Source organism: Trichocoleus sp. FACHB-46, from assembly GCF_014695385.1.
Lineage (GTDB): Bacteria > Cyanobacteriota > Cyanobacteriia > FACHB-46 > FACHB-46 > Trichocoleus.
The window spans coordinates 472625-491336 of the sequence record NZ_JACJOD010000013.1 but is presented as its reverse complement, the minus strand read 5'-3'; the positions used below and the strand labels follow the sequence as shown (position 1 = coordinate 491336).

Here is an 18712-nt window from a genome sequence, read left to right as displayed (position 1 = left end):
TCTAGTTGCAATCGCTGAGCTTTTGCTTTTGGCTAAGTAACTGCTCTAGCAGGCTGGCAGGCCGGGGTGGATTTTGTATAGGTTCTGTAACAACCTCTGTTGGTCCGTAGTCAGACCAATGGGATTGCAGAAAGCGGGAGGTTTCGTGTACTTCGGGTGGCAAAGGCTTTTCCCAGTTTTCTGAGTGAATCTCTGCTTCTGGTTCGGTCTTTGTAATCTTAGCTTCACCATCGTGAGTACAACGTGTCGCTAGCTGCTCTAGAACTTGCGGTGGCACAGGGCCTAAGGTCTGAGACGCATGACAGATAAAGAATGTAAACGTCAAACTGCCCAGACGGACACGATCGCCTTCTTTGAGCAAGGCGCAGTGCCAGATGCGTTCCCCATTGATGAAAGAACCATTAGTACTATCGAGATCGATTAAATAGAACCCTTGGTCTGCCACATATTGAATGACAGCATGACGCCGAGATAAGCGCTCATCTCGAATCGAGATTGCGGCATGGCGATCGCGTCCAATGATCCAAAGCTGTTGCGGCTGAAGTAAGGCTTGGGTATTTCCTTGAATTAAGTTCGTTACTAAATGAACCTGATCATCACTCACCACCCCTTGAACATATTGGAGCGTGACTTGATAGGGATGGCTCTTACCAGAGTTCTCCAGTTCTAAAATCTCATTGAGCAAATCACGATGATGCTCATAAAGCTTGAGAAAAACCCGATACAAGCCTAAACGTTGTTCTAACTCTGCCTCGGTGAAAGGGGTCATCATTCCCAAGGATTGTGCAGCCCAAGAGCGTGGATCAATCATAGTTGGCTGTAGAAATTTAGACAGCGCACAACGTAACCTGTCGCCTTATAGAGTTACAAGGTGACGTTCGAAATGTAACCAGCCGAAATGCAGGCAGGCTGCAAAATTCATGTCAGATTGGGTCTAACTATTTAGTGCTGATTCTGACAGCAGTAGAATTTTGCATCAAAGACGCGCTTAGTAAAATTGTCCTCGCGGCTGAATCAGCCCTTAGTAAAAATTACACCTTAGTCTCTAGATTAGAACGCCTAGCAGCCCGAGATAACCGCAGTATTACTTAGTTCTCATTAGTCACGGCTTTAGAGAAAACTCTGGAAGACTTAGTTTTACGGAGACATCCTGCTTAAAAAGCTTAAGACTGTTGCAGAAAGCTTAAAAGCTCCCGGTTCACAGTTTGGGGTGCTTCTTGTTGAATCCAATGTCCACAGTGAGGAACGAACTTCAGCTTGAAGGCTCCTGCCATAAACGCCTCTAGCCCTTCAGTCAGCTTTGGACTCAATAATGCATCTTCTTCGCCCCACAAAACCAAAGTAGGCACCGTGATTAGCTCAGGTGATTGCCAACTACGCAACAAACTTTGCCAGGAAAAGAGCTGACGATGATAGTTCAGGGCCACTGCCAGCACGCCAGGTTTGCTTAAAGCTGCTTCATACATTTGGGTGTCTTCTGCTGTGAAAGCTCCCTTGCGGATGGCCTGCCCTCGGAAGAAATCCTGCACAAAATTTTTCAGATTTTGTTGAATTACCCACTCTGGTAAACCAGGCACTTGAAAGGCGAAAAAATACCAGCTTCGCCGCATTTGATCCAAGTTACTCGCTAACTCTTGGATAAAGCGTTGCGGATGAGGCGCATTCAAAATTGCTAGGCGATCGAGATAGTGAGGAAAACGTTGCGCCAAATGCCAAGCAATTACTCCACCCCAATCATGGCCCACAATATGAGCCCGGGTATAGCCTAAATTCTCTATCAACCCCCGGATGTCAGCGCTCAGGGTATCGAGGTCATAGCCATGCTCTGGCTTATCAGAATCGTTATAGCCTCTGAGATCAGGTACCACGACTTTGAAATGACGGGCTAACACAGGAATTTGGTACCGCCAAGAATACCAAAACTCTGGAAAGCCATGCAGCAAAACTACAAGGTCCCCTTCTCCTTGCGTCACACAATGGAGTCGAATGTGGTTTGTCTCTACAAATTGATGATGCCAACCAGAGTCTTCAACTGTCATGTCAAATCAGCACCTTTTCTGCATACCAGCATGGCTAACCTTAGGGTAGGAAGCCACTCTGAATTATGCCTCTAATTTGGCTTGGCAGTTGATTGATGACTGCAAGGTTAAGGCTAGTGATTCCTGTGCTCAAGTCTCAAGCGATCGCTGAGTCCTATACTTCTTGAGCCACAGTCGGACGGTACTCTGCTGGTTTGATTTGATATTTCACTAGATTAGCCAACTCTTGCAACTGACTAATGGCTTCAGCACCCTCTAGCTTCATCAATTCCCGGTCGTCCCGCATTTCGGTCCAGGTAATTCCGTAGTCAGAAACCAAAAATCGGATTAAATGATTATCTCTCAAGCTCACCATGAAGGAGGCACTATTCATTTGCCCGCCACAGGTGTAGCAAGAAGCTAGGTAGCCTCGATTTTCGAGTACAGTAGCCAGGGCTTGTAAGCTCATAACCAAGTCCTGGACAAATTGACGGTGTTGTTCTGCAAGTCTTAGAAACACGTTCGTCCTCCAATCACCACACCTCATTCTAGACCTTTTTATACTTTCTTAAGAATTTTGATTTTCCTAAGAAGTCAATCTTCAGGTGTTGGGATCTCTACTGTTCAGAATGCCCAGTTCTTTTAGTCAAGTTTGCGCTCCCAACATCACCTGCTCAGGTTAACGGACGGCTTCATTTGAGGAAGTATCCAGTACAACAGTTAGATGAACTCTTTCATAGTGAATCAAGCTCAAACAATAAGATTCCGCCTTTGGACTGACTTAAATTACAAGTAGTTTTAAGGCGGAATGTATACAAAGCTTGCAATTTGAACACAATCTCAATCATTGATTTGAGATTCATATAGTCCTGATTTGCAATCTGTATCAATGGACAAAGATTGTGCTTGAAAACACATTAATTAAGTGGTTTGAACTAACTAAGATTGCTTAGTTAACTTGCCACCATCCCAAGCTAGGCCCAATAAAACGAACCGTTATCCAGTAGGCAACTAGCAGTCCAATCCCCACCCAAGCGCCTTGAGAACTCCATTTGACGAATTGTTCGGATTGCTTTTTTGTGAATGAGAATTTAGAGAGGATGCTCGGTTCTTGACCGTATTTTTCTCCCAATGCTTCTTTGCGACGCTTTGAATCACCCATGACTCTAGAAGTAAATATTGACGAATAATTCGATCGTAGTCTTTACATTCAGGATACGACCGAGTTTGCATTTCAAAGCTGAGGCATCTACAAATCTTCTTGCGCCGAATGGGTAAAGAATCAGTCCAAAACCGAATAGTCAGATTGGTTAAACAAGCCTGGGTCGAGATAGTTGATCCGAGCTAAAGGGCTGAGGGCAGCAAGTACTTGATGACCATAGCTGCGATGTAAAACTCGGTTATCTAGCAGCGCAACTACCCCTTGACACTCCCTCACAGGCGCGATCGCCCGCTGCAACTCACTCAGCGCTGTAGGCAAGAGGTAGAGCCGAAACCAATCTTGCCGCAGGCGTTTGTAGTAAGCTACTCGACCTGCCACCAGCGGGTGCTCTAGAGAGGGAATGGGTAGGGTTGCGATCGCCAAAAGATGCGGTGCAGGCAAAACATGCTGGTACTGCCGCCAAAATTCCCAGCCTGTGACTAAGATGCCGTTGTCATCCAGACAAGTCTTCTCCACCTGAACTCTGGAGCCAAACTCTCCTGCTAACACCGAGCCGATTTGGGCCTTTAAAGGTACATCCCCCACTAGCAGCACTGTTAAGCCTGGAGCAGTGAGGCTAATATTCAACAAAGCTCGCACTTCCTGGAGCAAAGCTGTCTGAAATTGAGGTGTGTTGGGCATCGGAAGCCCATCTGGTAAATAAAGCTGGACTAACTCACTTTGGCGATCGGGAGCAAATTTCAGACAGGTTAAATCTTTCAGACCCAGCCGTTGGCGGTAAATTGTTGCCTCTGCCTCTAAATCGAGCGCACCGCCAATTAAGACTACAGGCTGTTGAGGCCAAATTTTCTCTAAGACGGGGGCAACATCAACTGGGCCACAGTGCAAGGAAAATTGCCCGTGCTGCCGTGAGATCGTCGCCCAAACGAGCTGATCAGGGCTCTGCAATCGCTGCCAAAAATAGCTCCAAGCGTCAGGCAGAGTCGGTGAAGGTAGAGGAGGATTCAGTTCGGTAACGAGACTAGACGGCTCACCAGATGCCTCTGTCTCCTGAACTGAAGCTTGCCCTGCATTGAGTTGCCTGAAGAGATCGTGCAATATTTCTTGTTCTTCTGACTCAACCAAGTAGCATTCGTAGGGATTGGCGGGGTGCTGAAAGATCGCTCTCGTTAGCTGAACTCGCACATCTCGAATGGCTTCTGCTTGCTCAGGACGAGCCAGCATTAAGTCATTCCAGTGACTCGGCTCTAGGCGGGCTGTCAATTGGCTCTGCGCCCAAGCTTCCAGATCATCTACGCCATCCACGATGGTAGGAATGCCTTGAGGAAAGCGACTTTGATCGGTTAAGCGATCGCTGAGCCACTCTTCGGGTGTCGTTAAGAGCAATCCTTGAAACTCTAGCCCAGGCCAGCGATCGCCAGTCAAAATGGGTTTATGGGTTTGAATCCACTGCCGAAGTCGCGGAATCTCGACCATGAGTAGGCGTTGCTGTACTTCTTCTGGCACCGCCAATACGGCTGAACCTGGCCAAATGAGTAAGGGCACCAAATAACTTAAGCGGTAGCGTCCGTGGCTACCGGAAGGAGCGCCTGCTTGAATCAAGGCACTACGACCAAGTCTTAACGCTCGCGCCACCAAACGTCCCATCGTCAAGTGATGGGGCCAGTAAGGCTCACCTTGTTCTCGGAGGAAAGCACGGAGTTGCTGGTGGACTTCTACTTCAATCACAAGCCAGGAGCGTTTGATTACCGCGTGACCTTTATTCTGACATAGGCGCTAAAAATCCCTGCTGGTTCTAAAGTTACCGCAGGGATTTTTGCAACATGATGCTTGATCAATTATGACAACTGTTAGCCAAGACAGGGGCTTTTCGGCAGGTTTGTTTGAACCCGGATTAGCGCCGTCGGCTACCTGAGCGCGATCGCCGTACTCCAGTAGAGCGACTGCTGCCAAAACCACCAGAACCCCGGTTGACTCTAGGCTGCGATCGCCCAGATTGGCGGAGAGTACTGGAACCATATCCAGAACCAGTAGAGCGATTGCCCGAGGTAGAAGGCCGCCGTACCGTACTGGGTTGACCAGAAGTAGGAGTTCTCAAACGGCCCGTAGTTCGCAAAGTTTGACGGTTGCGCACAGCGGGAGGTGGCGTTTGATAACGCGATTGGTAGCTATTCACAGCTTGGCCGTAAGTATCACCATATCCACCGAATCCCCTTAAACCGCCTGGTTGGTAGACAGGTGGCACATAGTAACGTGGGGTGAACAAGAGATTGCCAACGACCTGTCCTGCCAAAGCTCCCGCAAAAGGCGTCCAGAAGCTCGATTGCTGACGCACAACCACTGTTTCTTGTCTGCCAGTCTGCGGATCGGTTTGATTCTCGACCACGTTGTGAACGTACTCAATTTTGAAATCTTCTGCCACATGGAGGGACGCTTTGCCCCCATCGACTTTTAGATAGTTTTGCTGTTTAGAGGAAACTTCAGCCTCGGTGAGGCGAGCCATCTGCAAATCGGGGGTCCGAAAAACGGCAGGCACTCCGGGCTGTGTATTGAGCAAGACCAAGCTATATTCGCCGTTAGCGTCGTTATAGGTTGCCTGCTGTACAGGATACTGACCACTGGGTATGCGAGTAGGCGCGGTCGAAGCACTCACGCTAGGAGGTGGAGACTGAACTGATGGAGTTTCACCACAAGCTAGTGTGGTCCAACACAACGCCACAGCCGTAACTAGAATTACAAATCGACGAAACATAGGTGGGTGAATTACTGTATTCATTTCAAGATTGATTTTATGAACCATCCAGCATCGTGGCTAAATGGCATGGGATGGATTTAGCGGGTGAAGCCATCTCTTGCAACTGGCAGTCATTACTCATGGTCCCTAGAGGGGGACTAACTCTGCGAAGTTGAGTAATAGTTGATCTGAGGTTAGTTCGTCACCAAGTTGAGCGGGTGAGAAATGCACCTGGATGGCTCGCAGATTGCCCTGGTAATGTAGATTAATCAGCGCTTTTAAGGCTGCTGTCATTGCTTCCATACTAGCGAGATCGGTTTCCAATTCAGGGACTTCCCCTGTAAAAGCGACCGTGATCATCACCACCAAGTTGCGCGTCACAGGTAAGGTTAATGGCTCCACTTCTGGAGATTGGCTTAGATCTGGCTCGCTGAGGTAGCGCTGGGCTGAATCTGTGAACAAGTCGGTGACAAAGTCTCCCGCTTCTCCTTCATTCCAAAACACATCCCCTTCGTTAGCGGCAGTTTGCCAGTAGAGGTCGTTTTGCAACAAAGTTTGGCAAACTTCGACCAACCCTTCTCCCAGGACTTGCAAATCACCATCCGAGTCCATTGCCTGCCGAGCGGCTCGATTGAGCACACCTAGAACCGGAGCAACTTCTTGCCCTGCTAAATGCAGCATGAGCCGACAAACAACAAATCGAGTGCGCCCACTCATTTGGCTAAAGCGATCGCGCCAAGAACTCATGGTTGACCTCGCTGCTAAAGACAACTAGTACAGGTTACAGCCTGCCTATCGCTTACTTTAGTAGTCATCAGTTTTCAGACTCTCTACCTTAGGGTAAACGTGGGCATCATTCCTATTTTCTAGCAAGGTTTGGCCCCAAAGCTCTACCCCAGAAATCCGTCCCTACAGACCCACATTCAGAGATCCATCTCTAGCAGGCAGCTAACGATCCAGGTAATAGAATCCCCGGAGAAAATCGATCACAACGCTTACGGGCAGTAGAGTTGGCTTATTGGCAGTGGCGCTCTGCAACCCAGCTTTAGCGAAGCTAGAAGGACTCATAAAGCGTTTGCCAAACATGGGGTGGTAGTAGGCGGTAAGGGTGCGATCGCTGGAATTAGTCAGAATGGTTTGGGTAGGCGCAGCAAAAAAGTTAGTTTCTCTCTCTAAGGCTGGCTTTTCGGCAGGCGTTGGTTCTTGGCTGGGTAAAGGTGGCGAAATCCGAATCTTTTCGGTTTGCTGGCTGATTTGGGTCAAGGCGGCGCTGAGCTGCTCTAGCCGCTCTAGTTCCTTGACGCTCAACTCTTGAGTGCCTTGCGATCGCACCATATTTAGCAGCCCCAGGATTTGCTGTCGCACTGTCTTGGCATCTTGAAACGGCAAAATTGCCACATAGGCGATCGCAAACAGTTGTTCATCACCGTTGAGGCCAAAGGTAAGCGTAGTGCGCCGCCGACCGACATCAATGCTGGGAGGAGAGCCTAACGTTTTGCAGTGCTGGGCAATTTGGTGATAGGCCGCAGCTAAGGCCAAGTGCCCTGCTGAGCTGAGTGGCGCGTCGATGACCACCTGCACCGTAGGCGGAGTCGATTTGAAAAATTTCTTGTGTTCTTCAGCGGCAAAGCGATGAATTTGGCTCTGATCACCTGTTGGGCTCAGGTCAATCCACTCACACGTAATTCCTTCGGTTTTAATGCCAAAACGGGATACTGCATGCACTCTGGCTCCGGTTAGAGTCGCACCCGTTAAGTCCGCGCCGATCCAATCAGCCCGAATTAAGTTCACTTGACTCAGGTCTGCGTAGACCAAGCTGGTATTCATCAAATTGGTGTTGCTCAGATCTGCTCGGCTCAGATCAGCGCCACTGAGCTTCGCCCCGCTCAAGTCGGCTCCATGCAATTTAGCGCCGCTGAGATCGGCCCAGCGTAGATTCGCACCGCTGAGGTCAGCACCGCTGAGATTGGCCTGATTCAGGTTAGCCTGCCGCAGCTCCGCTCCACTTAAATTGGCACCACTCAGGTCTGCCTTACTCAGATCCGCACCTTGTAAGTTCGCTTGCTCTAAAGTAGCCCCTGTGAGAGAAGCACTTCTTAAATCAGCTGAGCTGAGGTTGGCCCGGAGCAATGTGGCCTGACGCAATTTAGCTTCGCGTAGATTCGCCTCACTCAGGTTTGCTCGACTTAAGTTCACACCACTCAGGTCTGCTAACACCAACTCTGCCCGCACCAGCGCTGCTTGCGTTAAGTTGGCCCCGCTTAAGTCAGCCCGAATTAAATTGGCGACATTGAGGTTAGCGCCGCTCAAGTCAGCCTTGGTCAAATTCGCGCCACTGAGCCTAGCCACATTCAGTTTGGTTCGGCTCAGGTTGGCTTCACTCAAATTCGCGCCACTGAGATTTGATACACTCAAGTTCGCTTGACTCAAGTTCGCTTTGCTCAGGTTGACGCCACTGAGATTAGCCTCACGTAAGTCAGCCGCTATAAATTCTCTAGTCCCCGCTCCGTATTTTTTTAGGAGTTCCTCTGCGTTCATCAAGATTTCCTTTTAGAGATCCAAAAATGATGGAGATAGGCGGCATCTAGTCATGGTTGAGCTACGTGAGCCTAAGTAGCTGGTTGAGTCAGTAAGCACTGAATATTGGCAGGATAGCAGATGAATATTGGGATTGTTGGACTGGGCTTGATCGGGGGCTCGTTGGGGCTAGACTTGCGATCGCGTGGGTACCAGGTTTTGGGGGTGAGTCGTCAAGAGCACACTTGCCAGCGAGCCATCGCCAGGGGAGCCGTCGATGATGCCAGTGTCAACTTAACGCTCTTGGCTGCTGCCGATGTGGTTTTTATTTGTACCCCTCTCTCTGCGATCGAAGCAACCGTCATCCAGCTGATCCCACACCTGGCTGCGACCACGATTCTAACGGATGTTGGCTCGGTCAAAACCTCCGTGGTGGATAGCATCACTCCACGCTGGTCCAACTTTGTTGGTGGGCATCCCATGGCAGGGACCGCAGAGAATGGCATTGAGGCAGCCCAATCTGACTTGTTTGCTGGAAAACCCTACGTCCTAACGCCGACAGCCAGCACCCCACCCGTGGCGATTGAAACGCTGGAACTGCTAGTGCGATCGCTGGGTGCTCACCTCTACCACTGTCGGCCTGAGGATCATGATCGGGCTGTGGCTTGGATCTCTCATTTACCTGTGATGGTTAGCTCTAGCTTAATCGCAGCTTGCATGAGTGAGACAGACCCTACCACCCTAGAACTTGCCGAAGCTTTAGCCAGCTCTGGCTTCAAGGATACAAGCCGCGTTGGGGGAGGAAATCCAGAGCTGGGTTTGATGATGGCACGCTATAATCGCTCTGCTCTGTTGCGATCGCTTGCTGCTTACCGGGACCAACTCGATCAAATTGTGGCGGCTGTGGAGCAAGAAAACTGGGATGGTTTGGTAGACCAACTAAAGCAAACTCAGCAAGGGCGATCGCGCTTTGTGAAGTGAGAAGTTAAGGCTTCCCTCGCATCACCTCTCGACCCAGCATAAATAGCCCTGCCACTCCTAAGCCCACAAACCAGATGTAAGGCTGCCAATAGTAGGTCATTTGTTCAGCAGGGCCAAACTCTGGGCAAACCCACTTAATGTAGAGCCAAAGCAACGCCAAGGATGTGGCACCAGAGCCGACAAAAAATAGTCCTACCCGCAGACGAGCAGGTTGTAGCTCTGTTGCACTTGGTAAGCTCCACGGACGAGCCGTTGGTTCAGCGTTAATGGGGTCTGATGCGATCGCTGCGGGTGAGTCAGCGGCAATCTCTAAGCTGGGTGGGGCAGGAGCTAGTTCTAGGGGGGGTAGCAGATCAATAGTTTGCGGTAGCGGTGGCTCAGCAAACTCTGGCGGCTCAGCAAAGTCCCAGGATTTTGGTGAAGAAGCGGAGGCAGGGTGAGATTCCAAGCTCATGGAGCAGCTTCCTGCATAAAACAAGACTGCTTTCTATGGTAGGGCACTCTGCTAACCTCCCTGCCTGATTTAGGTTACGGATGAAACCGTCGTGGCTTGCAGTTCATTCAGGCGAGCGAGCACTTCGCTGCTGTGGACAACAGGGTTAACGCCTGTGAAACGCTCCCGCAAAACTCCTTCAGGATCGATGATGAAGGTATGCCGTGCCGAGAGGAAGCCTAACCAAGAGCCGTAAGCTTTGCTCACACTGCCATCTGCATCCGCCAAGAGCGGAAACTTTAAGCCTTCTGAGTCACAGAACTCTGCGTGAGAATCGACGGAATCAGCGCTCACCCCCAAAATTTCGGTATTTTTGGCTGAGTACTTTGGTAGATCCTGCTGGAAGCGACGAGCTTCCAAGGTGCAACCAGAGGTAAAGTCCTTGGGATAGAAGTAGACAACTACCCACTTACCTCGATAGTCGACGAGCGAAATTGCTCCATCTCCCGTATTGGTCGGCAAGGTAAATTCTGGCGCGGGTCGGTTGAGTTCTGGCAACTTGCCACCGAGCGCATGGGCTGCTGGTACTAGATTAAAGACCGCCAATATGGCGAGAACGTAAGCGAAGAGAGCACCGAGCAACGTACGACGAGAGATCATGGTCAAGATGTAGGGCTGTACTTAACACAAGTTTACATATTTCTCAGGTATCTTAGCCTCTGTTTAGCGGTAGTCCCAGGATCTTCACAAAAAGTTCGCGATCGCCCGCTCGTTACCAGATTGCTCTTTAAGATGCCAACATCCTGATTGATCGAAGCGGATAAGCATCTGTTCGCCCTGCTCGACACTTAACAGAACTGGCTACGATGAAATGAGGCGTTTATTGTCTTTAAAGAAAGCGCTGATTTCCCTGGAGGTTCACTTTGGATAGTTCTCGGCCTCAATTTGATCCTGATGCCAATTTAGTTGCCGCTGACCAAACCAGTGGGGATTGGCAGCAGACCAACTTGGACGCAGAACTGGAAAATGCCATCTTTAGCTTTGAAGACATTCAGGCAGAACTCAATTACAAGCAAGCCCAAGATGCCCTACGCGAGATTGTGGGTCATCTAGATTTAACACCGCAAGAACGCGCTGGACTGGAGCCAGAAATTCAAGGTCTAGAGCGCATGCTGGATAAGCTAGACCGTTCTGTGGTGCATATTGCTGTGTTTGGCATGGTGGGGCGGGGTAAGTCTTCTTTACTGAATGCACTGCTCGGTCAAGACCTCTTTGAGGTTGGCCCTATTCATGGGGTGACGCAGGTGATTCAGAGCGCGGACTGGAGCCTGCGAAGAGAGGCGGTGGCGGGAAGCGATCGCGACATTATTCGGGTAGCGTTGCCAGGAGTGGGTGACTCGCGGATTGAGCTGATTGATACTCCCGGCATTGATGAAGTGGATGGTGAAAAGCGCGAAGCTTTGGCGCGTCAAGTGGCAAAACAGGCAGATTTGATTCTGTTTTTAGTCGCGGGTGACATGACCAAAGTAGAGTACGAAGCGCTGTCAGAATTGCGGGAAGCCAGCAAACCGATTCTGTTGGTATTTAACAAGATTGACCAATATCCTGATGCCGATCGCACGGCAATCTATCAAAAAATTCGGGATGAGCGAGTTAAAGAATTGCTCTCTCCAGAAGAGATTGTGATGGCAGCGGCTTCTCCCCTAATTGCTAAGGCTGTACGTCACCCAGATGGCAAAATGACTGCCCAATTAAGCCGAGGCATTCCGGAAGTTGGAGAGTTAAAGCTCAAAATTTTGGAGATTCTGCACCGAGAAGGCAAATCTCTGGTGGCCCTCAACACTATGCTCTATGCCGATGATGTCAATGAGCAACTGGTGCAGCGGAAGATGGAAATTCGCGATCGCAGTGCCAACCAAATTATTTGGAATGGAGTCATGACCAAAGCGGTGGCGATCGCCCTCAACCCCATCACGGTCATCGATGTGTTGGGAAGTGCGGCCATTGATGTAGCGTTGATTCTGACGCTATCGAAGCTTTACGGCATCTCTATGACTCAAAAAAACGCCATTAATTTGTTGCAAAAAATTGCGCTGACAATGGGTGGAATCAGTGCCAGTGAGCTTCTGGTGACGTTTGGATTGAGTTCTCTGAAAGGGCTGTTGGGTGCTTCGGTTCCAGCCACCGGAGGACTGGCGATCGCCCCCTATCTTTCTGTTGCCATTACTCAGGCGGGTGTAGCAGGCGTTTCTACTTATGGGATTGGTCACATCACCAAAGCCTACCTCGCCAACGGAGCCACCTGGGGACCAGAAGGACCAAAAGCAGTCGTGACCCGGATTTTGGCTTCTCTGGACGAAGAATCAATTTTGGGTCGCATTAAAGATGAATTGCGGGCCAAGCTGGATCTGTCTACCAAACGAGCGCAAGCCAAGGCCAATTCTTCAGAAGAGCAAGTTTAAATCGCTAAAACGTCACGACAGTCCGAATTGCCTCACCTTTGTGCATCAGGTCGAAGGCTTCATTGATTTGCTCGACTGGCACCACATTAGTGATCAGATCATCAATGTTGATTTTGCCGTCCATGTACCAATCCACAATCTTGGGCACATCGGTACGGCCTCTCGCTCCCCCAAACGCAGAGCCTTTCCAGACGCGGCCAGTCACTAATTGAAATGGACGAGTGCTGATTTCTTGGCCTGCTCCCGCCACCCCAATGATGATGCTGACACCCCAACCTTTATGGCAACACTCTAGGGCTTGACGCATGACGTTGACGTTGCCAATACACTCAAAGCTGTAATCAGCGCCACCTTTAGTTAGTTCCACCAAGTGAGCTACCAGATCGCCCTCCACTTCTTTAGGGTTGACGAAATGGGTCATGCCTAATTTTTCGGCTAAGACACGTTTCTGGGGGTTGAGGTCTACACCCACAATCATGTTGGCTCCCACCATCCGGGCACCCTGGATTACATTGAGGCCAATACCGCCCAAGCCGAACACAACTACATTCGCACCAGGCTCAACTTTGGCGGTATAGAGAACAGCGCCAATCCCGGTGGTGACACCACAGCCGATATAGCAAACTTTGTCAAAGGGAGCATCTTCACGAATTTTGGCCACAGCAATTTCAGGCAGCACCGTGTAGTTGGCAAAGGTGGAGGTGCCCATGTAGTGATGGATCATTTTGCCAGCGATCGAGAAACGACTGGTGCCATTGGGCATCAAACCTCGGCCTTGCGTGCCTCGAATGGCTTGGCACAGGTTAGTTTTGAAGCTGAGGCAATACTCGCAATTGCGGCATTCGGGAGTGTAGAGCGGAATCACATGATCGCCAGGTTTTACCGAAGTGACTCCTGGGCCAACTTCCACCACCACACCAGCACCTTCGTGCCCCAAAATGGCCGGAAACAAGCCTTCTGGGTCAGCACCAGAAAGCGTAAAGGCATCAGTGTGACAAATTCCTGTCGCTTTGATTTCGACTAGCACTTCCCCTGCTTGGGGGTTTTCTAGCTGCACCGTTTCAATAGTCAACGGCTTCCCAGCTTCAAAGGCAACTGCGGCTTTTACGTCCATGACACGGCTCCTAACATCACTCTCTCAGACATACTCTGGCTTAATAGACGGTTTCGTCTTCTTTTCGCCATGCGGGATCGACAATACAGATAAACACAAGCGGTTCGCTGCCAGTATTGCGAATAAACTGCTTAGCGTCGGGTGGAATATAAACGGCGTCCCCCGGTTCCACCATTTGGGTTTCGTCTCCAATGTGCATCTCTCCTCGACCGCTGAGAATGTAGTAGACCTCAGAGGTAGTGAGAGAATGAGGCGTGGAGGTTTCCCCAACCGGAACGATCGCGTGGGCTAGACTGTAGCGCAAATCTATCGCTTGCTTGTCGGGATGGAAGAGTTCTCGCAGCAAGGTACTGTCGCCTGCCACAAATTCTTCGCAGTCGTAGAGTTTTCGTACTAACATTCCTAAGTCTCACGCGATCGCTGGCAACGATTGTAGAGCACTAGAGCTATGATCGAACGCTCAGACAATGAGGAGCGATCGCGCTCAGAACCTTTAGAAGCAATCCTTAGTAGTGAGAAACGGGTAGGGGCTGGGAGGTAGGTTCGTAGTCAGGGCAGTAGATCGCATCTTCAGAGAGGGCTGTGGCGGGATGCACAGTGCATTTGAGGTGATAGTCTCCGGTGAAAAACTCACAGTTGGCACAAGGGATTTGGTGCATGCGCTTGGCACTCGTTACACCATCCCGCACCGCTGACCAAGTGTTCCAACTCACTAAAATAACTAGACCCCAAGCCGTAATAAAGCAAACAGGAATCAGAATTGGCTGAATAACCTGAATCAGGAAATACAGCAGTTGCAATAGGCTAATCAAGAGGGTGTCAAACATAAGAAGTACTGCTGCCACCGATTAGTTTTAATTACCAATCGATCGCAGGAAATGCAAGTGGTTTGTAAAAGTTTTTGAGACATCTCCCCTTCTGGCCGTGTCGGTTGATGGGGTTGTCTTAATTCCAAAATTAGCAATCGCTAAACTAGAAAGCCTGTGCCGTTGGATGCATCTGTTTTTATCGGCTTTTTATCTGGGGGTTTATGCCATTGCACCATAGTTCGGGGCGTTGGCGATTGGGCTTAGCTTTGTCCCTGCTGACCGTATTGCTTTGGGGAGTGCTGCCAGTGGCGCTAATGGTGACGTTGCAGGTGTTGGATGTATACACCGTCACTTGGTTTCGGTTCCTGATTTCCTTTGGGCTGCTGGCGCTATATTTGGCAAGCCGCAAACAATTACCCACTCTAGAAAAGCTGCGATCGCCCGGATTATGGAAGCTGTTGGCGATCGCGACTGTATTTCTGGCGATCAACTATTTGCTGTTTCTACAAGGGCTGGCTCAAACTTCACCCGCTAATGCCCAAGTGCTGATTCAGTTGGCTCCCGTTTCGATGGGTTTAGGGGCTTTGTGGGTGTTTAAGGAGCGTTACAGCTTGCGCCAGTGGACAGGTTTAGCTCTGCTGACGCTGGGATTTTCCTTGTTTTTTCATGAGCAACTGCAAGCACTCGTGACTAGCTCGGCTCAATACTTGGGTGGGAGTGGTTTGTTGGTTTTGGCTGCGATCGCTTGGGCGGTTTATGCCTTAGCTCAAAAGCAACTGCTCCAAACCTTGCCGTCAGCCACAATCATGATGGCGATTTATGGTGGGGCGACGCTTCTGTTTACTCCAACTGCTGCCCCGCAAAAACTTCTCAGTTTGGATACATTTCATTGGATTGCCTTGCTCTTTTGCGCGTTAAATACTTTGATTGCTTATGGTGCCTTTGCGGAAGCGCTGGATCATTGGGAAGCCTCTAGAGTTAGTGCGGTTCTCTCGCTGACTCCAGTAGTGACCATTGGCACTATGTTAGGATTGCCTGTCTTCTGGCCGACCCTAATTGCCCCGGAGCAACTAACTATTTTAGGGATTGTGGGGGCGATTTTTGTGGTGTCGGGGTCTTTTGCGATCGCCTTAGGCCAAAGACCAAAGAGAGACCCATCTGCAGTAAAATCATAAAAAGATCTAAACTCCGACCGGAAAACCGGAGTTTTGTGTCATGATCACAAGTTAGAATATTTGCTTCTGACTCGCATACTTAGACCACAGGAAATCTCGGTTATGGTTCTCCAACTTGGTGACGTAGTTCCCAACTTTACGCAGCAATCCAGCGAAGGCGAAATCAACTTCTATGACTGGGCTGGCGATAGCTGGGTTGTTTTCTTCTCTCACCCTGCTGACTACACGCCAGTTTGCACCACCGAACTTGGCGAAGTTGCTAAGCTCAAGCCTGAATTCGACAAGCGCAATGCTAAAGTGATCGCGCTAAGTGTTGATGATGCTGAGTCCCACAAAGGCTGGATCGGTGACATCAACGAAATTCAGAACACTACGGTTAACTACCCAATCTTGGCAGACGACGACAAGAAGGTGTCTGATCTGTACGGCATGATTCACCCCAATGCCAATGCCAAGTTGACGGTTCGCACCGTATTCGTGATCGATCCTCAAAGAAAACTGCGTTTGACGATCACCTATCCCCCCAGCACTGGTCGTAACTTCCAAGAAATCTTGCGGGTCATCGACTCTCTGCAGCTGACCGACAACTACAGCGTTGCCACTCCTGTGAACTGGAAAGATGGCGATGATGTTGTAGTCGTACCTTCTATCCCCACCGAAGAAGCGAAGCAGAAGTTCCCCAAAGGTGTGACCGAAATCAGACCTTACCTCCGCATGACCCCCCAACCCGACAAATAAGCGGCTCGCGGTCAAATTAATTTCTGTAGGGTGGGCAATGCCCACCTTATTTTTTGGGGAATTTTGGCTGAGGCGATCGCCCCCTAAAACCGCAATCCTGCCACGTCTATGAGTCAAAATTTTTAAAGGGAAGCAATAGGTAAATTGAGCATGGATATTAAAAACGGATTTGTCGGCAGCGTCGGCAACACACCCTTAATTCGGTTGCACAGCTTTAGCGAAGAAACGGGGTGCGAAATTTTAGGCAAGGCCGAGTTCCTTAACCCAGGTGGCTCTGTGAAAGACCGGGCTGCGCTATACATGATTGAAGATGCCGAACGCAAAGGGTTGCTCAAGCCTGGTGGCACCGTAGTAGAAGGCACCGCAGGCAATACAGGCATTGGTTTGGCGCATATCTGCAACGCTAAGGGCTACAAGTGCCTGATCATCATCCCTGACACCCAATCCCAAGAAAAAATTGACACACTACGAACTTTAGGCGCTGAAGTGCGTCCTGTTCCTGCCGTACCTTACAAAGACCCCAACAACTACGTCAGGCTTTCTGGCCGCATTGCAGAAGAGATGGAGAATGCGATCTGGGCAAACCAGTTCGATAACTTAGCCAATCGGTTGGCTCATTACCACACGACTGGGCCAGAAATCTGGGCGCAAACTGAGGGCAAAGTTGATGCTTGGATTACCTCGACTGGCACAGGTGGAACCTACGCTGGGGTGGCAATGTTTCTCAAGGAAAAGAACCCTAACATCAGAGCAGTATTGGCTGACCCAATGGGTAGCGGTCTCTACAGCTATGTGAAAACGGGAGAAATTCACATAGAAGGAAGTTCCATTACCGAGGGTATTGGCAACAGCCGCGTTACAGCCAATATGGAAGGGGCACCTGCGGATGATGCCATTCGCATTCATGACCAAGAGTGTGTAGAGGTTGTGTATCGCCTGCTGCGAGAAGAAGGCTTATTTTTGGGCGGCTCCAGTGGGATTAACGTCGCTGCGTCAGTGGCACTGGCAAAACAAATGGGGCCCGGACATACCATTGTGACTATTTTGTGTGATAGCGGCTCCCGGTATCAATCACGGTTGTTCAATCTGGATTGGCTCGCTCAAAAAGGATTATCTCCAGAAGCGATCGCCACTGCCTAAACTATCTCCCGCCAGCTTCCTTCTAGCACTTCGATGCGCCACCCGCTCTCAAGCTATGGCAACAGCCATATTGGCTAGGGGTATATTCGCCAGGGATATTTGTGGGTGGCATGTGCCATCAGGTTCCCACCCACGACTGAGTAAGCTTCCGCTTGGACTTGCGACCATAAACATAAGCTGACGGATTAAGTCAGTGGAGCGGGTCAGGATAGGAGGCAAAGACATGGTGGAATCTTGGATGATTATTGGTGGCATCACCTTTTTGGTGGCTTTAGGGGCAGCTTGGATCAGACCCCGCGATACTGTCTGGGCAGTAGAGCTACAGCGTCCTTTGTGGCTCTTCTTTGAGCCTCTAATTCCGGTGATTTGGACTTTTGTGTTTAGTTGTGGGGCTGCTTCTGCCTATTTGGTATGGGAAAAGAATCCAGGTAGCTTGCAAATGTGGCTCCTAATGGCGCTGTACCTACTACTAGAAGTAATTACTGTTGCTTACATTCCGCTTACTCTCAGGCTGCGAAATATTAAAGTCGGGGTGGTGTTAGGCGGTATTGGTGTGGTTTTAGGAGTTTTCCTCGCTAGCTCCATCTTGTCAATTTCGGGTTTGGCAGTGCTTTTGCTCTTGCCGTACTTAATTTGGAGTCCGATTGGCACCTATGCCACATTGGAAATGATGCGGCTCAACCCTGAGGCAGCACACTAATCTTTCCGCTGGTCGATTACGGTTGACCTAATGCCCTGACACAATCGCTTCATAACTTACTCTTTGCTCAGAACCGTCAGATCTGATTTGAGCTAAGTGAAGTGTGTGGCCCAGAGGAAGCAAAAAGCATGATCAAGTCTTGGATGGTAATTGCAGCCGTAACCTTTTTAGTGGCGATCGGTGGTAGTGTGATTCGGCCCCGTGATGTGAAATGGTTTCGGCGCTTACGTCGTCCAAGCTGGCTCACTTTTGAACCTGCCATTCCAGTGATTTGGGCGGTGGTTTTTGTCTGTGGCGCATGGTCTGCCTACAACATTTGGGAACGAGACCCTGGCAGCTCAAAAACCTGGTTTCTCATGGGTTTCTATCTGCTATTAGAAATTGTGACAATTGTCTACCAGCCTCTGACGTTGTGGCTGCGTAACCTCACCATTGGTACGTTCATTGGCGGTACTGGAGCAGTTCTAGGTTGGATTCTGGCAGCGGTGGTTGCACCCGTTTCGGCTACTGCCGCTGCCCTCCTCATTCCCTATTTAATCTGGAGCCCGATTGGTACCTATGCGACTTGGGAGTTGGCAAAGCTGAATCCAGAATCTGCTTAAACTTGTGCTTAGATAAGCCAGTCAAAGGGCAGTTTGAGCCATTGCGGTTGGGTCGAAATGTAGCGATCGCGACTTTTGTTCTAAGCTGGATGAGATGAATTGGCTGGTAGACGCAATCAGCCATCTC

At 49.9% G+C, this 18712-nt stretch carries 20 protein-coding genes; 7 read left to right on the top strand and 13 right to left on the bottom strand.

The annotated features are described in order from the left end of the window. Position 1 precedes the first annotated feature (1 nt). From H6F72_RS09925 to H6F72_RS09890, 8 genes are all read right to left on the bottom strand, one after another. Positions 2-811: an FHA domain-containing protein gene (locus tag H6F72_RS09925; protein WP_190434134.1), complete on the bottom strand. Its 810-nt coding sequence runs from the start codon at positions 809-811 to the stop codon at positions 2-4. 352 nt (positions 812-1163) lie between these two features. Next, positions 1164-2039 carry an alpha/beta fold hydrolase gene (locus H6F72_RS09920; protein ID WP_190434132.1) on the bottom strand — a complete coding sequence of 292 codons (876 nt, stop codon included), beginning with the start codon at positions 2037-2039 and terminating at the stop codon, positions 1164-1166. Between the two features lie 154 nt (positions 2040-2193). Then, positions 2194-2538, bottom strand: coding sequence for a DUF1815 family protein (locus H6F72_RS09915; protein WP_190434131.1), 345 nt, complete (start codon positions 2536-2538; stop codon positions 2194-2196). A gap of 429 nt (positions 2539-2967) precedes the next feature. Beyond that, entirely contained in the window at positions 2968-3180 is a 213-nt protein-coding gene (locus H6F72_RS09910; protein WP_190434128.1) for a DUF2839 domain-containing protein, read from the bottom strand. A 120-nt stretch (positions 3181-3300) separates the two neighbouring features. Beyond that, positions 3301-4908, bottom strand: a complete 1608-nt coding sequence (locus H6F72_RS09905) for an ATP-dependent DNA helicase (RefSeq protein WP_190434126.1) — start codon at positions 4906-4908, stop codon at positions 3301-3303. A 166-nt stretch (positions 4909-5074) separates the two neighbouring features. Beyond that, positions 5075-5956, bottom strand: a complete 882-nt coding sequence (locus H6F72_RS09900) for a hypothetical protein (RefSeq protein WP_199298980.1) — start codon at positions 5954-5956, stop codon at positions 5075-5077. A 105-nt stretch (positions 5957-6061) separates the two neighbouring features. Then, positions 6062-6661, bottom strand: a complete 600-nt coding sequence (locus H6F72_RS09895; protein ID WP_190434124.1) for a DUF1517 domain-containing protein — start codon at positions 6659-6661, stop codon at positions 6062-6064. A gap of 201 nt (positions 6662-6862) precedes the next feature. After that, on the bottom strand, positions 6863-8452 hold the full coding sequence (locus tag H6F72_RS09890) for a pentapeptide repeat-containing protein (protein ID WP_190434122.1): 1590 nt from the start codon (positions 8450-8452) through the stop codon (positions 6863-6865). 120 nt (positions 8453-8572) lie between these two features. On the opposite strand from H6F72_RS09890, the gene H6F72_RS09885 reads away from it, so the two are divergent. Further along, positions 8573-9412 (top strand): prephenate/arogenate dehydrogenase, encoded by an 840-nt coding sequence (locus H6F72_RS09885; RefSeq protein WP_190434120.1) that lies wholly within the window; start codon positions 8573-8575, stop codon positions 9410-9412. Positions 9413-9416: 4 nt separating this feature from the next. Here H6F72_RS09885 and H6F72_RS09880 read toward each other — a convergent pair whose 3' ends face one another. Together H6F72_RS09880 and H6F72_RS09875 are read right to left on the bottom strand one after the other, a co-directional pair. Then, positions 9417-9866 (bottom strand): hypothetical protein, encoded by a 450-nt coding sequence (locus H6F72_RS09880; protein ID WP_190434118.1) that lies wholly within the window; start codon positions 9864-9866, stop codon positions 9417-9419. Positions 9867-9935: 69 nt separating this feature from the next. Beyond that, entirely contained in the window at positions 9936-10505 is a 570-nt protein-coding gene (locus H6F72_RS09875; protein WP_190434115.1) for a peroxiredoxin, read from the bottom strand. Between the two features lie 263 nt (positions 10506-10768). Here H6F72_RS09875 and H6F72_RS09870 point away from each other — a divergent pair, with 263 nt between their 5' ends. After that, complete coding sequence (locus H6F72_RS09870) at positions 10769-12307, top strand: DUF697 domain-containing protein (RefSeq protein WP_190434113.1); 1539 nt, start codon at positions 10769-10771, stop codon at positions 12305-12307. Between the two features lie 4 nt (positions 12308-12311). On the opposite strand, the gene H6F72_RS09865 is transcribed toward H6F72_RS09870, so the two are convergent. The 3 genes from H6F72_RS09865 to H6F72_RS09855 form a co-directional block, all read right to left on the bottom strand. Further along, the gene (locus H6F72_RS09865; protein WP_190434111.1) at positions 12312-13421 is read right to left on the bottom strand and encodes an S-(hydroxymethyl)glutathione dehydrogenase/class III alcohol dehydrogenase; all 1110 of its coding nucleotides are present in this window, start codon (positions 13419-13421) and stop codon (positions 12312-12314) included. A gap of 40 nt (positions 13422-13461) precedes the next feature. Next, positions 13462-13821, bottom strand: a complete 360-nt coding sequence (locus H6F72_RS09860) for a cupin domain-containing protein (protein ID WP_190434109.1) — start codon at positions 13819-13821, stop codon at positions 13462-13464. A gap of 106 nt (positions 13822-13927) precedes the next feature. Beyond that, positions 13928-14248, bottom strand: coding sequence for a hypothetical protein (locus tag H6F72_RS09855; RefSeq protein WP_190434107.1), 321 nt, complete (start codon positions 14246-14248; stop codon positions 13928-13930). A gap of 203 nt (positions 14249-14451) precedes the next feature. On the opposite strand from H6F72_RS09855, the gene H6F72_RS09850 reads away from it, so the two are divergent. The 5 genes from H6F72_RS09850 (at position 14452) to H6F72_RS09830 (ending at position 18585) form a co-directional block, all read left to right on the top strand. Then, positions 14452-15405, top strand: a complete 954-nt coding sequence (locus H6F72_RS09850; RefSeq protein ID WP_190434105.1) for a DMT family transporter — start codon at positions 14452-14454, stop codon at positions 15403-15405. 102 nt (positions 15406-15507) lie between these two features. Next, complete coding sequence (locus tag H6F72_RS09845; RefSeq protein WP_190434103.1) at positions 15508-16143, top strand: peroxiredoxin; 636 nt, start codon at positions 15508-15510, stop codon at positions 16141-16143. A gap of 150 nt (positions 16144-16293) precedes the next feature. Continuing rightward, the gene (locus H6F72_RS09840) at positions 16294-17283 is read left to right on the top strand and encodes a cysteine synthase A (protein ID WP_190434101.1); all 990 of its coding nucleotides are present in this window, start codon (positions 16294-16296) and stop codon (positions 17281-17283) included. 223 nt (positions 17284-17506) lie between these two features. Continuing rightward, positions 17507-17983, top strand: a complete 477-nt coding sequence (locus H6F72_RS09835) for a tryptophan-rich sensory protein (protein ID WP_190434098.1) — start codon at positions 17507-17509, stop codon at positions 17981-17983. Between the two features lie 128 nt (positions 17984-18111). Next, entirely contained in the window at positions 18112-18585 is a 474-nt protein-coding gene (locus tag H6F72_RS09830; RefSeq protein WP_190434095.1) for a TspO/MBR family protein, read from the top strand. Positions 18586-18712: the final 127 nt, after the last annotated feature.